The following is a 15,068-nucleotide window of genomic DNA, read 5'->3' as shown; positions in this document are numbered from 1 at the left end:
CACTAAAAATATGTTAATTCTATGTCTTTTTCATTTAAATAAACCATATTTAACTATTCTTTATCTGAATTAAAAAGGAAATTACCAATTATTGTGGAATACATAAACTTCATTTATTTTCATGAAGGAGGTGATGCGAGCTCGAACATTGGTGTCGGTATTTGTCTCCGTATTATCAAAAATCATGAATTTTGAAAGGAGTACATCTATATGAAGCCGAAAAAACCATTCATACTCATGCTCTGTTCTGCCTTACTCATGCAAACGCTAGTGTTCTCTGCCATTACCTCTGCTCAACCAACGACTCCTCCATCTGTGACAGATGATGTAGATGGACAACATGCACATGAAGAGAACAATGATACATTGGCTGCTGCCCAACGAGCATTTCCACAGCATGTTACTTATTCCAACGGCATTATTAAACCAAGCGTTTCTCAATCCAAGTTAGATCAAGAGGTTCGCAGATTATATAATGAATGGAAAGCAAAGTACGTGAAAGCCCACCCGTATAAGAGCGGCCGTTATTTTGTCCACTACAATCAGAACGGAGAATCAACGAAAGATCCGCTTGACGCTGTTACCGTATCTGAAGCTCACGGCTATGGCATGATAGCAACCGCCTACCTTGCAGGCCATGATGCAGACGCGAAAAAAATATTTGATGGGATGTATCGTTTTTATCGTGACCACCCGAGTACGATTCACTCCGACTTGATGGCTTGGCAGCAGGTTGATCGCAACGGAGCTATTGTTACTACTCCAAACACTGGTGGCAGCTCCGCTACTGACGGAGATATGGACATTGCTTACGCACTGTTGCTCGCAGAGAAGCAATGGGGCAATAACACAGGCATTAATTACGGGGCACAAGCGAAGAAAATCATTAATGCTATTATGCTCAAAGATGTGAACCATACCTACTATCACCTAAAACTTGGTAACTGGGCGCAAGATTCGGATCCTAAATACGGACCTGGGACACGCACATCAGACTTTATGCTACACCATTTAAAGGTATTCCAAACGGCTACAGGCGACTCGCGCTGGAATCAAGTCATTACGACAACCCACGCTGCCAGAGAAAATTTATACTACGGCTATGCTGCCAATACGGGGCTCCTGCCTGATTTCGGCATTCGTAAAGGTCAATACTACGAGCCTGTCAAACCGATAGCAGGTAAACCTTTCTTAGAAAACATAGTAGGAGATGGAATCTATTACTATAACGCTGCACGCATTCCGTGGAGAATCGCTACCGACGTCATTTTAACAGGGGATACACGTTCCAAGTTCCAGTTGACCACACTTAATAATTGGATTCGCACAGAAGCTAAAAACAACCCGGCTAACATTCATGGTGGCGGTTTTTATCTAGACGGCACGAAATATATGAATAGCGGGACCTATTATGATCTAACCTTCACCGCACCATTTGCAGTCAGCGCTATGACTGATAATAACACGGCCAATAAAGAATGGCTTGATAAACTGTGGACCAATATTACTGCACAGCCTACGAACCAAGCATCGTACTTCGGCAACACGGTTCGCTTGCTTAGCGTAATCGTCGTGTCTGGCAACTGGTGGTCACCAAATTAATTCTTAGCTACTTTCAGCAGGCATCCCTATAAAAAATGACGTTCAAGCTTCTCAGCCTGAGCGTCATTTTTTTGGAATTTCACATATTCAATCTGATATACCGTTCTCGGATATCATCAATGATCTAATCCACTATTCCAGCCCATGTTCTTCTCTAATCTGGTACAAGCCTTGAAGAAGTACTTCAGCTGGATCTCGGTTTAGAAGAAGATGCATAAGCAACAAATCAATTTTAAAAGCACACACATTATTTCCATCTGCTATAGACGGGAATCCTGTCTCAAACACTGGGCCGTGCTCCTCATGCCACTGCAAGCCCGCATAAACCTCTTCTGGGGCAAATTCTTCTTTAACTGCAGCTATACATGGTCCGACAATTTGACTATCGATAATCGCTTTCGCTTCTTCTTCACTTGTTGGAGGTGGCGGTAGTGCTTTTCCACCTTTCGTTCTTATTAACTCGACAAAAAATGAAGCCATCCAAGTGGAAGGATCCGTATCGGATTGGAACTTCTTAATTAGCTCTTGTAGGAAAAAGCCGCATTCATATTCTTCATTAGCATCATCTTTTACAGTAAAAATAAATACAGGACCGAAAATCTCGTGGATTAATGCGCGTCCTGTCACTTGATCGTACTGTGTTTTCAATGCAGCAACACCATTATGACAAACTGCATGAATCAGTTCGGTCCATTTCTCTTCTGAGAATGCTCCTTGTTGGCTGTCACCATTGATTTCGTTATTTCCTGTTTCATTACTCATTTTTTCATCCCCTTTAGAGCATCTATCATTTGATAGTATCCTCTTTATAGGTAAGCGTCAAACAGTCTCTTTAAGAAAGAAACCCTTATGGTATATAATTTTATGATATAGCAAGTATTTCAGGTTGGAGTTGATAAATAAGATGCAGCCTTATATTTTAGCCGTGGAAGATGACCTAGAGATCAGTAAACTGATCGTGAAGACACTCTCTGAAGAGAACTATAAGGTGGACTCTGTTTATGATGGACGGTCTGCTTGTGAAGTTTTACGCAATCAAGTTTATCATTTAGTCATCCTTGATTTGATGCTTCCTGATATGGACGGCTGGGATGTACTGCGATGGATTCGAAACCATATGAATATACCTGTCCTCATTTTGACCGCTCGTGACTCGGAAGCTGATACAATACTTGGGCTCAATCTCGGTGCTGATGATTATTTAACCAAGCCCTATCATGTAGGGGAGTTGATTGCACGGGTCAATGCCCAACTTAGACGATATTTAAAATTGAACGAACAATCCCCAAAAGAATCTTCTATACTGCATCATGGTGAATTGACACTCAACTGTCATACTTGCGAAGCCACCGTGCGAAATCAGACCATTTCTTTAACAGCCAAAGAATTTGCCATCTTGGAACTGCTGATGCGCTCTCCCAAACAAATATATAGTAAATCACAGATCTTCGCGGCCATTTGGCATGATGATTATACTTCAGATGACAATACCGTCATGGTTCACATACGAAGATTACGGGAGAAAATTGAAGAGAATCCTTCGCAACCTGTCTATATCCAGACTATTTGGGGGATCGGTTACAGAATGGGCAAATTGGACTCGGAGGATATAGTATGGTGATACTGCTATCTTTATATGCCTTGACTACAACCTTGTTACTTGTAGGCATAATCATTCGATACAGACATGTTTGCAAGCAGCTGCGAAAAATTACCCATACCCTGTTCCGCATCCGTACAGCCAATGACCATCAGCGTGTGCGAGTTCAAACATCCGTTCAGCTCTTGCACCAATTAAGTGATGAACTGAATCAGTTTTTGCGACATCATAAACAATTGGGAGAGCGCACACTTTTCTTGGAAGAGGAAAGAAACCAGATGTTGATGCACCTTTCACATGACTTAAGAACTCCACTTACTTCATTATTAGGCTATATTGAAGTAATTCAGAGAAATGCTGTTGGCTTATCTGCGGAAGATAAAGATTCCTATTTGGATGTAATCCATGCCAAAGCCGTCAAATTGATTACCCAGATTAATGATTTTTTTGAATTAGCCAAGCTTGACTCGATGGAGTCACCTCTTACACTTGCTCCTTTTGATATTGTCCCTGTTGTTCAGGAAGTCATTCTATCCCTACATCAACCAATAGAACTTAGTCAGATCGAACCCATTCTTAGACTTCCTAATCATCCGGTATTGGTCTACGGCAATGCACTCGGAACGGAGCGGATATTGCTGAATTTGATCACCAATGCCTATCGCTACGGAGTGGAAGGTCAATTTCTTGGTATTGAAATTCAAGCATCCACCAATGAAGTCGTTGTTCAAGTGTCGGACAAGGGCAAAGGAATATCCATCGCAGATTCCCCTTATATTTTCAACCGTTTTTACACAGGTCAGCGTTCCAGAGGCCATCATGTGCAAGGAAGCGGGTTAGGGTTAGCTATCGCTAAGAAACTGGCCGAGAAACAAAACGGATCACTTACATTTACCTCCGTCCCCTTCGAGAACACAACTTTTTTTCTTACACTTCCTGCGCATCCGTAAGGTTTTTGTAAGATACTACGATTACAATCAATAATAAGAAAGGAGTGGCTTTATGGAACCTATTCTAAAAACAATCAATTTGACGAAGACATATGATAATCACGCAGCAGTTAACAAAATAAATATGTCGATCGGAAAAGGTGAAATTTATGGTTTTCTTGGACCGAACGGTGCTGGAAAAACTACGGCAATTCGAATGATGCTAGGTCTCGTGAAGCCCACTTCAGGAGAAGTAGAAATTTTCGGTGAAAAAATTTCTAAAAACAGTTTTAAGGCGTTTGAAAGAATCGGCGCCATTATTGAAACACCCGGCTCTTATAAAAATCTTACAGCTTACGAGAATTTGGATATTCATCGAAGACTAATGGGCATATCCGCCAAATCTTCAATAGAAGAGACACTGGATATGGTTGGTTTGCTAGAAGTGCGAAACCGGAGAGTCGGCAAATTTTCACTGGGTATGAAGCAGCGGCTTGGACTAGCCCGAGCACTGCTCCACCAGCCTGACTTTCTAATTCTTGATGAACCAACGAATGGACTAGATCCGCAAGGAATTAAAGACATTCGCCATCTTCTACTTGATTTGGTCAAACAACGTGATATTACGATTCTTGTATCCAGTCATATTTTAAGTGAGATTGAGCAACTCGCAACCAAAATTGGTATCATTCATCAAGGCCAGCTTCTCGAGGAAATGGATATGGAACAGCTTCGGCAAAAAAACCGACACTATTTGGATATTACTGTATCAAACGATCAGCAAGCTGCATTCATCTTACAGGAAAACCTGAGCATAGTAGATTACACAATTACAGAACTTGGGAAGATCAGAATTTACGAACGTATGAATGAACCTATGATCATTAACAGAACGCTAGTTGAAAATGGAGTGGATGTCGCAGAGCTAGTTCTCAACAAAGGTAATCTGGAACAATATTTCCTTCAACTTACAGGAGGGAATGCTGTTGTCTAATCTTCTATTCACGGAAATCACAAAACTGAAACGTTCGCCGGTTGGTGCTGTCTTACTCATCTTCATTCTGCTGCCACTGCTTCTGCAACTAGTTATTAGTCTAGGGATTTTCAGTAATGGTAAAAGTATCGGTTGGTTTGATATTTTTGCTACCCATGAATTTTTGGTCAATTTACTGCTGGCTCCAACCTGCTTTGCTCAAATCGCAGGCTTTATCTTTGCGCGTGAATATCAGGAAAACACGATTAATTATATTTTTATTTCACCGTATTCAAGACTAAGAATCTACATCACGAAAGTCTTCCTGCTGTTTCCGCTCATTCTAGTAAGCTTGTTCCTTTCCTATGTGCTTTTGGTCAGCCTAGGCATGTTTTTGACTGCAGAGCAATTGACAGGAGCGACACTGCTTATCCATGTTCAAAATCTGATCATTATAGCCATATGGCAATTCGCCTTATGCTTTGTTGCTCTCGTACCAGCCATTTTATTGAAAAATAGCTATTCCAGTATCATCGTAGGCGCAGGTGGGGTAGCCGCGTCCATTATGACTGTTCTTACAAGTGTGCCTCCCAAGTACGGCTCATTCAATCCTTATTACTTCCCCGCCCACATTGTAAGTCAGTTGACCGTAGGCAACCATATTCCTGATTGGGTACTAATGAGAGGCTTGTTAACTATGCTAATTATTTTTACGTTGTGCCTATGCGTCACCCTTTATAGTTATACACAATCGGATATACACAGTGGAAGCTAGGAAAAACCGGAGGTAGTCCAATGACGACAATTCTATATACAGAGCTCCTTAAATGCAAGCGAGCTTCAATACTATGGATTATAGCGGCAGTAATTGTTATTCCTTCTCTCATCTCGTTTTTTATCGGTTTTGGTTCATGGGCTATACTGGATTCCCCACCTAAATGGAGTGGGTTTCTTGTGTTTAGTCAATCTTTAATAAATATGCTAATTGGTCCTCCTGTGTTTGCTATGCTGGCAAGTTTCCTATTTGCTAGAGAATACCAAGAGGGAACGGTACATTCATTTTTTCTGTATCCTCGGCATCGTGCTTTGTTTTTTTTAGGTAAACTATGCATCCTACTCCTGCTCATAACTGCTATTATCGGGATTACCTTCCTTATAAGCTTAGGAATTGGATTCATGTTTACAACGACACACTTACCCTACGATTTATTTATCGGTAAAGTATGGGAGCTTCTAAAAATTATAGGATTGCAATTTCTACTTGCTCCAATCGCTATTCTCGCTGGCGTTCTCAGCCGTCAAATTATCGCCGGAATCATAGTAGGTATAGTAGGGGTCACTTCATCAGTTATTCTAATGATCGCCTCAACCCCTCTACAATATTCCGTTTACAATCCTTATTCTTTTGTCACTTTTATTATTGACAGCCCACTGGAAAGCTCACTCATGATCCGAGGCTTTGGAACTTTAATGACATTGTCTATTGTATGTACGGCCATCAGTTACTATCATTACGTATCCAGCGATGTGCAAGGATCCGGTGTTTAATATCCATAACGGCAATATGAAACCCCCCAATTCATAGATTGGGGGGTTTCATTCATGTTGTACTAGATATCACATTTTGGACCGTAAGTAGGGCAACCTTTGAATGTAGTAAGCCAACAACTATCTCCACTACAAGAACCAGGAGTACAAATTATTCTACTTTGAGCCAAAGTTGCACTTGCCTCTTCTTTCACCGACGTTACTTGAACGTTCAAGTCAAACATGGAGTTTTTAGCCATTTACCTTACCCCTTTCAAAATGTTTTGTAGATAAATATCTACAACCCTATATTAACATATTAATCTATAGATTACAATATTTCTCTCAATTTACTTTATAAGAAAAATAGAATCCCAATCATCCCCACTCTCAAACATAGCATCCAAAAGTGCCAAACTAATCCCTGCCAAACCTTCCAACAATCCTGGTTTGCTGATTTCTATAAACTTTCCATCTATGGGAACCACATCTGTATATTTAAATGGAGCATCGGACTGACGCGATTCAAGAATACGCTGGCTAAGCCGATCGCATTCTCGCCGCAAATCTTTATGACCGCTCTCTCTCCACATTCGATACGCAATCTGGAGTAACCCACTCCATCCATGGCAAAATATCGGGGAAAATAAATTCCATTCTTGATCTGGTCTTTTAAAAGTAGCTAGCATAGCAGACATCGCTATGTCTTTATATTCTTGTTGTTCTAACGCAACGCCGGCGAGCCACAGAGATCTTGCAACACCTGGCGAACCATAACACCAAGCTTCTCTACTCTTCGTTTCTCTCACATATGTCCCAGTTATTTGTTCCTCCCAACTTATGCAAGCAGGCCAGAAGATACCATACTCATCCTCCCTTGCCCATTGAATAAGCCAGTGGGCGATGGTGTCGATCGCTTCTTGATGACCCTGCACGATTACTCCCTGTTCATAAGAAATGGACAGGAAAGCCAATACTCCAGGGATACCGTGACTCAAACCACAATTAAACAAACCATTCGGATATAGTTCACGTTCATGCTCATGAATGAGGAATCTGGAAGGGATGTGCCATCCTGGAACGAACTGCCCATCGACACTTTTAGGCTGAGTCAAAAGAACGCAATATTTCAAAATATCCTCTACTGCCCCCCGAATCCTCGGCTGTTCTGTGAAATACAACAAGCTACGCCCAATGCCACTCCATCCTTGGATCACGTCATAGTGAAACATATCGACACCGTCTGATATCGCTTTCATAGAAGCATCCAACTGAAGTTTGTAATGAGACATAAACAGGTCTAACATCTGGTCTGTAAAATGAGTGTAGCGAGTCCCATCACGAGACAAAGCTTTTGCGCCCATAAGAATCCCCGCTAATCCCCCCCATAAAGAAAGCTGCTGAATGCCATCCTCATCAATTTTAGCTTTCATATCAAGCATATATTGATGTCCAATCTCGTCATAACCTCGCTCCGGGTTTATTCGATCCAGTTGGCCAAACAGTACACAGAGACCCGGCAATCCATGAGATAGACTTAAATCTCCCCAGACGATTCCCAGTAAAGGATGTGATTCCTCCTTTTCCGTTTCTTCTAACACATTTTTTTTGACATATTCACGATTCCCTAATAAAGCAGCTGCTTCTAGCACCTCAGAAAGTACTTTTTCCTTCAACGTGCCTTCTCCTAAATTTAACACGTCTGCTTGAGTCATATTTTCACAACCTTTTCATTATCTAGATAAGCCGAAGCCTGCATCGTGTACAGCTCGTAATATAAACCCCTCAACGCCATCAAATCGTAGTGACTACCATATTCCACAATCCTTCCCTCATCCATCACTGCAATTTTATCGGCATACCGGACTGAGGAGAAACGATGGGAAATAAAGATTCCCATGCGGTCTGCCACCAACTGTCTAAACATTTGGAAAACTTCATACTCCGCTTCTGGATCCAGAAATGCACTAGGTTCATCCAAAATGTATAAATCAGCATTTCGAATATAGGCCCGAGCTATGGCAACCCGCTGCCACTGCCCTCCAGAGAGTTGGTGCCCTTCTTCAAACCACTTCCCCATCTGTGTATCCAAACCCTGAGGAAGCTGGTTTATTAACGGTAAAATACCGGTTTTGCGCGCAGCTTCTAAAATATGCTTGTCGTTGTCAATTTGATGAACTTCACCAAATGCAATGTTATGCCTCATTGACATTTCGTAATGAACAAAGTCCTGGAACACGACTCCAATTCTTTCTAACAGCTGGGAATGATTCATATCCCTCGCCGAGTATCCATTTACTAAAATATTTCCCGAATAGCCTTGATAAAGTTGAGTTAGCAATTTCACCAAAGTAGACTTGCCCGAGCCATTTTTACCGACCAAAGCCAGAGTTTCCCCTTTATTCAATTCCAGACTGACTTCATGAACAGCATACTTTGATTTATTCGGATACTTGAAACTAACATCCTTAAGCTCTAATCGGTTTATTTTGTCATTCAATGCAACGTCTGATTCTCTATTGCTTGCCTTCTCTATTTTCAAGTCTAAGAATGCAAATAACTGCTGCATATAGAGGTTATGTTGACAGAGCGACAACAGATGCTGAAGCACGCCCTGAGAAGAAGACTGTGTATTGCTGACAGCCTGTACCATAGCTACAAAACTGCCGATCATAATTTCCCCAGTATATGCAGACCACAATACGAGAAAAATGACAGAACTGATTACTACCAAATTAAGCAACTGAAAAAGAATAGAAAGCGAAAATCTTCGAAACGCCAACTTTTTGTCCTCAACAAAAAACTGACTATAAATATTTTTATAGTGACCCAGCAGGTAATTGCCCAGATTGAATAATTTTATTTCTTTAAAACTAACATCTTTCGTTAATAAAAAAGATAAATACCACGACTCTCGCATTTTAGGTGCCCGCTTAAAATGAACGTCGAACTCACGCTGGCCTAATTTTAAAAAAGAAACAAAGGAAGTTACAGGCAGCAAAATCAATAAAATAGCTACCCACCACCGCCAAACAAGCAAAATGGCAGCTGTAGAAAGAAGCGTAACAGTCCCGCTAATTAGTGAAAGAATGGTCATAAATATTTGATAGGGCCGACTGTTCGCTTCGCTTTGCGCACGAGTTAGTTGATCTTGAACTTCTGCTTCCTCAAATGTAGCCAATGATAACTTAACGGATTTCTCCATAATTTTGATATTCACTTCATTAGACAACATCGTTTCAAACAAGTGATGAAAATAACTTTCCGTATAACCTACTAACTCGTTCAATAAGGTAATAGCTATCAACCAAAAAAATGCATATATAACACCATCAAACACACTATTACCATGCGCGATAACTACACTATTAATTAAATTTTGTGTCGCCAGCAGCAGTGCAGCTGGGATCAGCCCCTTTACCACATTTAATATGAGAATTGTAAGAAAGTAGAAGTGGTGGGTTTCCCATAATATTTTGAATACACGAGGCAGTAATTTGAAGGAGCGGACAATATTAATTACTTTAAAATGAAGAACTTCTTCTCTGGCTGTCATGACTTCATACCTCGAATCTGGGTCAAATTCCTCATCGTATGTCTAGCCAACGTTAAAATTTTCATTTCTCTGATGCGATCTGTTCCAATCAACCGATTTACATGCATGTGAATGATACTTTTTACTAAGTGCTGTGGATGATTAAGCAAATCTCCCTGTAAATCCATTTTTTGAACCTGTTCAGCATAGGCGCGTATCGCAGCACTTCTGGCATTAAGCAGATCCATCACTAAAGGACGGTCTGCATTGTCGGGGGCTTGGACAATACCGGGCTCAATCCACCCAAGCAATTTAGTTCGGTAATTCCGGTATAAGTCCAAATACTCCTTATGCGCTGATTCAGGAATAAGCCAGTCCATTGATCCGGATATAGAATAACCAAATTTTTCTAGTATATCTATAACACTAACAATAGAAAAGAAGTCATAATCCATGTCAAGAAGTCCATTTTGTTTGTTCCTAATCCATTCCGTTACTAAGAGACTGTCTTGGCAAAATAACCTTTCTGCGGCTGATATGAGTGACTCCCCACCGTATCTCTCAATTTCCGGATCATAGCTATCTATGACTATACGGGATAATAAACCTTCCTGCTGTAGCGTCTTCGCCCATTGATAGAGCTTCGGTATTCCCACTTGAACTAAACCTGCTGGATTACCGTGAAATCTAATCCGAAGATGAGCGCCCTCATCGTAATAACGGATAAAGAAAAATTGGTCCATCCAGCCCTCTTGTAAAGATTCTTTAACGAAGTGATACAAGCGATCAGCAATAAATTCTTCTTGGCGTTGACTAAAACCATACATCTTCACATACAACCAGTCGCTGCCTGGAAGGTGCAAACGCTCCACCATTGGAATGTACTCATGCTTATGAATTAGAGACGGAGAACTTTGTTCAGTAGAAGCTACAGGTGTTCTGAGTAATGGCACTGTAATCTCCGTCATGTATGCACCTTCTGGGCCTGTACAACAATGCTCTTCTAAGTAATTTCCAGTTTCGGTTAGACGAATTAACTCGCCTGGCTGCAACCGTTCATACTCCTGTCGAATTAAATCCACATGTAGGATCTGATCCAAATTTAGCAACAAACGGTGATCTTCTTCCCTCAAATAGACATATTGGGGGATTTTCATTTTCTTCCTCCATACTGCAAAACGCTTCATCCACTCTTCTAATAACATACCTTTATCTACTTCAAGCATACTTTGATTTAGTCTCCATTCAGCTGAAACCAGTACTACACGTCCTACACGTATGCGCGGTATAACTGGAAGAATATCTTTGCTGGTCCAGTGGATCGGAACCCATCTGCGCTTGCCTTCAAAAGCAATATCAGCCATAAAATGATATATATTAGGTGCTTTGGACCAATCCAGCATATTGTTAATATGCGGTACAATTCTTTTGCCTAGCGACTTAGATTTTAGATAAAATCGATTGTCCTGGCAGCCTACCAAAATATCTGAGACGGGAATCGTTTGTCTCTCACTCTTAGAAGAATGCGTGCCAATAGCCAACTCGTAGAACGAATGATTTTCACTGATGACTAAATTCGCAGATCGGCCAGCAGAGGGCAAATAGACAATCTCCACCGAAATAGCGTCTTCACTAAGTCTTTTCTCCTCTTCATACAACTGCTTAAGCTTGTCTTTAAAAGGCTCCTTCATCATATGCATGAAGCGTCCAAACGTCTTTCCTGCTCCCAGCGAGCCAGGATTAGGCGCAAGTATCAGTTGATAGTTCCCCTCATCAACCGCCGAAGCAGAGGGTGAAGTTAAATTAAAATACAGTTCCATTGAAGTAGGCAGCTCGTGTTCCTGAATTTCCCCTACCTGTAATAGTTTAATCTTCTCATCTGTCAACACGATCTCCATACTATTATCCATAATCGCCTGCCGGATCCACTCTTCTATTAACACTTCTCTTTGTTTAGGGAAAATTTCAGGTTTTTGTCCTAATGTTCGATTGGAAGGAGGATATAGATACGTAGCCGGTGCGCCCAGTCCCAAATCAGTATCTAACAATTCTAACAAGGAAACCTCCTGATCCACTCCGTAGCGTTCCATAAAATCATTAAGATAAGATTGAAGATAAAGAGAGCCTGTCATTGTTGGGGATAATCGCCAAAGAACATCTGCTGCACGTTCAATTTCTTTCTGGATGGAGTTATGCAGATGTAGAGGTTTACTAGATAAGGCCAAATCAACTTGCAATAAATCTTTTGCTTCATGAATCTGTTTCATGAATTGCTGTATATTTCGAAGTTGTGCCTCCCCTTTTCCGATCGGTAATCTATCAAATTGTTGAATCATCGTGTAAAGCGTATTTAGTGTAATATTAATATCTTCTATACTGCTGTTGGAAGCAAGCTGCTGCAAAAGGTAGGGAAAAGGATCTGTATTCATCAGAGGTGGTCGCAACGAAGTCATTAGAAACTCCTGCCGAATGAGCTCATTTAAAAATGCTTTGATAACTTCAATGGCGACATCAGGATATTTACTGTGGACCCAATCTTGTAACTCTATAAAAGGAAGGGGGTTGTATGCCTTGGATAATACATCTTCAACTACAGGGGTCAAGCGAATGGTCACAGAATCGTTCTGAAATGATTTCCCTACCTTTAGATTTTGGCCGAAACCAGTATGATAAGGATTGTTTAATCTGTTACCTGCTTTGTAAACTGAAGTATTACTCTGAACCATAACACCGTCGATAACCCGTTCATCTTTTTCTAGGTCACTAATTATTTTCAATAACCACTCCATATCTGGACGAGTATATTTCTTATAGCTTTCAATAGGTTCTAAAGATAACTGAGTATTATCCTTGAAGGTTCCATAATCCAGGCCTGAAAGTAACCCAAATGGCGTTGGTCGAGTCGTTATCCGTATTAGATAACGGGTTAAGCTTCGGATTCGCTGCATGCTCTTTTTGTGGCTGAAAGAAAAATCAAATGTATCAAGGGAAGTTAATAAACTCGGGCTTGAAATTGCAAGCGCTTCTCTAATTGATGGATGGAGAGCCATATGTATAAGATAACTGGCGTGAGCTTGGTACTCATTCGGAACGTCATCCTGCCTCCATTCATCTTGCCGTGAGAAGACCGTTTCATACACATTGAGAGGTAATAAAGGAGTACGAAACATAAAAAAGTCTGCTGTGCTATAAAAATATAATGCTTGTACTCTTTCTGGTGTCATTAGACTTGCATCTGGCATTACTACCACTCCTTTAATAAATAATAAGGGCGACAAGTTACGACGTTTATTTACATTAATGATAAGTGTAAACTAAAATATGGATATATAATAACACGAAAGAGACACGTAGTATACAATAATGAAATCATTTTTAAAGTTTTTCTCTTCTCCCATTCCAATATATATATCCTCCAAAAAATAAAAAACACGACCCATTGAATCGTGCAACATTTATATTTGGTGGAACCAAGGAGGATCGAACCCCTGACCTCTTCGCTGCCAGCGTTATAGATTGGTTTTTCTCGCTTCTGTTACAATCGTTTGGAACCCCTTTATATCAAGGTTTGTGGCTTTTGAGTTACTCACAATATCAAAAAAAGAACGCTATTCGCTTGATTTTTTACAACAGATTTACAACAAGTTTACAACAATATCTGATCATTAATACATTCCACTAGAATCCTCTTGTTTATATAACGCACGCCCTAATCTAAAGTTTTCTAAGTTCTAAAAACCACTCAACTTAGATGATGATCTGCTGTATATGATACTATACTGTAGTTTTATGCAGTGGTTGGTTTCCCATTTCCGATGCCTGTCTAGCACTATAACCCGCCCTAATAGCTACCTGTGTGGCATCGAGGTCAATAAGGAACTCTTCTACGTATCTTTGTTGTTTGGCCGTCAGTGCCATCTCATTCACCTATTATAATATGCTTAGTAACATATAGTGAGTTCCTATGAAGGCTATAGTCACTTCAATTCAATTGTCGTTGGGAACAGAAGGAATCGAACCTCCTCCGTATAAATTGCACTCTAGATACGGTTACCTGCATTTGCTTGTTACCATGAAAAAAGCCGCCGAATGACCAGCGACTTTTACAGGGTATTTAACTGAAAGTTATATCCGCTTTAATTGGATAATTAGCGCTATTTTGAATTAACACGCTATGAACACCCGGCGTTAACGTTAAATCCCCTTGGTAATATCCATTATTTGCAAAGATCCATCCGTCAACATATCCTGTTGTATTGTTCTTTATAGCAATTACTGTTTGAAACGGTTTATTGGCATCGGCTGAATTCACCGGCTGCTGGAAAACTCGTATAGTAGTTTGTTGACTGTATTCTATGTTGAAATAATTTCCAACCTGAATCATATAGCCCAGGTTGGTAAGATTCGAGACCCAATAATGACCGTAAAAAAGGGATGAATTTTCTTCCTGAGAAAGTTTTGTGACTGGTTTCAAACTCTCGACAGGTTGAGCGAATGCGGTCGGAGAAACAATACTTAAACATGATACAGCGAGAAGTACAGTTAATAGCTTTTTCAGTTTCATGATAATCCCTCCACAAATAGAAAATTTGTCCTACAAAGCCTATTATTGATCGTATTTTATCAATTTACAATATCATTTCTCACATTTAATTTTATTTTTTTGCGTTATCGTAAAACAAAATACCGCCCCATAAGGAGCGGCTGAGTTAGGAGAATAAAGGTTATGAGTGTTGACCTTGGTTAGAGAACCAACCTAATACCCTTAAGATCATATTCTGGATAGGCTACACTTAGTTGGACAGAAAAAATAAGGGCTAGTAGAATAAACACATCATAACTAGGAGCGGATCTACTATGCCAAGACAAAGACGTACATTTACTGCTGAATTTAAGAGACAA

General features: G+C 40.4%; 13 protein-coding genes. 6 read left to right on the top strand and 7 right to left on the bottom strand.

Annotated elements, in window-relative coordinates:
• Positions 1-210 precede the first annotated feature (210 nt).
• Positions 211-1,602: a family 8 glycosyl hydrolase gene (locus tag IFO66_RS21475; protein ID WP_192027084.1), complete on the top strand. Its 1,392-nt coding sequence runs from the start codon at positions 211-213 to the stop codon at positions 1,600-1,602.
• Between the two features lie 132 nt (positions 1,603-1,734).
• Here IFO66_RS21475 and IFO66_RS21470 read toward each other — a convergent pair whose 3' ends face one another.
• Positions 1,735-2,364 (bottom strand): hypothetical protein, encoded by a 630-nt coding sequence (locus IFO66_RS21470; protein ID WP_192027083.1) that lies wholly within the window; start codon positions 2,362-2,364, stop codon positions 1,735-1,737.
• Positions 2,365-2,488: 124 nt separating this feature from the next.
• On the opposite strand from IFO66_RS21470, the gene IFO66_RS21465 reads away from it, so the two are divergent.
• From IFO66_RS21465 to IFO66_RS21445, 5 genes are read left to right on the top strand one after another with little or no spacing between them, the layout of a single operon-like run.
• Entirely contained in the window at positions 2,489-3,223 is a 735-nt protein-coding gene (locus tag IFO66_RS21465; protein ID WP_225445968.1) for a response regulator transcription factor, read from the top strand.
• Complete coding sequence (locus tag IFO66_RS21460; RefSeq protein WP_192027082.1) at positions 3,217-4,152, top strand: sensor histidine kinase; 936 nt, start codon at positions 3,217-3,219, stop codon at positions 4,150-4,152. The genes IFO66_RS21465 and IFO66_RS21460 overlap by 7 nt, the downstream gene beginning before the upstream one ends.
• Positions 4,153-4,204: 52 nt before the next feature.
• Positions 4,205-5,125: an ABC transporter ATP-binding protein gene (locus tag IFO66_RS21455; RefSeq protein ID WP_192027081.1), complete on the top strand. Its 921-nt coding sequence runs from the start codon at positions 4,205-4,207 to the stop codon at positions 5,123-5,125.
• Positions 5,118-5,879, top strand: a complete 762-nt coding sequence (locus tag IFO66_RS21450; protein ID WP_192027080.1) for an ABC transporter permease — start codon at positions 5,118-5,120, stop codon at positions 5,877-5,879. The genes IFO66_RS21455 and IFO66_RS21450 overlap by 8 nt, the downstream gene beginning before the upstream one ends.
• A 20-nt stretch (positions 5,880-5,899) precedes the next feature.
• Complete coding sequence (locus IFO66_RS21445; protein ID WP_192027079.1) at positions 5,900-6,652, top strand: ABC transporter permease; 753 nt, start codon at positions 5,900-5,902, stop codon at positions 6,650-6,652.
• 62 nt (positions 6,653-6,714) lie between these two features.
• On the opposite strand, the gene IFO66_RS24405 is transcribed toward IFO66_RS21445, so the two are convergent.
• From IFO66_RS24405 to IFO66_RS21415, 6 genes are all read right to left on the bottom strand, one after another.
• The gene (locus tag IFO66_RS24405) at positions 6,715-6,876 is read right to left on the bottom strand and encodes an FDLD family class I lanthipeptide (protein ID WP_225445971.1); all 162 of its coding nucleotides are present in this window, start codon (positions 6,874-6,876) and stop codon (positions 6,715-6,717) included.
• Positions 6,877-6,981: 105 nt separating this feature from the next.
• Positions 6,982-8,346 (bottom strand): lanthionine synthetase C family protein, encoded by a 1,365-nt coding sequence (locus IFO66_RS21435; protein ID WP_192027077.1) that lies wholly within the window; start codon positions 8,344-8,346, stop codon positions 6,982-6,984.
• On the bottom strand, positions 8,343-10,187 hold the full coding sequence (locus IFO66_RS21430) for an ABC transporter ATP-binding protein (protein WP_192027076.1): 1,845 nt from the start codon (positions 10,185-10,187) through the stop codon (positions 8,343-8,345). Before IFO66_RS21430 ends, IFO66_RS21435 begins: the two co-directional genes overlap by 4 nt.
• A complete protein-coding gene (locus tag IFO66_RS21425) occupies positions 10,184-13,408 on the bottom strand; it encodes a lantibiotic dehydratase (protein WP_192027075.1) in 3,225 nt (1,074 codons plus the stop codon). The genes IFO66_RS21430 and IFO66_RS21425 overlap by 4 nt, the downstream gene beginning before the upstream one ends.
• Before the next feature lie 532 nt (positions 13,409-13,940).
• Positions 13,941-14,084, bottom strand: a complete 144-nt coding sequence (locus tag IFO66_RS21420) for a terminase small subunit (RefSeq protein ID WP_192027074.1) — start codon at positions 14,082-14,084, stop codon at positions 13,941-13,943.
• Between the two features lie 196 nt (positions 14,085-14,280).
• A complete protein-coding gene (locus tag IFO66_RS21415; protein ID WP_192027073.1) occupies positions 14,281-14,730 on the bottom strand; it encodes a hypothetical protein in 450 nt (149 codons plus the stop codon).
• Positions 14,731-15,068: the final 338 nt, after the last annotated feature.

This window comes from Paenibacillus arenosi (assembly GCF_014841135.1).
GTDB classification, from domain to species: domain Bacteria; phylum Bacillota; class Bacilli; order Paenibacillales; family Paenibacillaceae; genus Paenibacillus_B; species Paenibacillus_B arenosi.
This window is presented reverse-complemented; position numbering and strand designations above follow the sequence as displayed.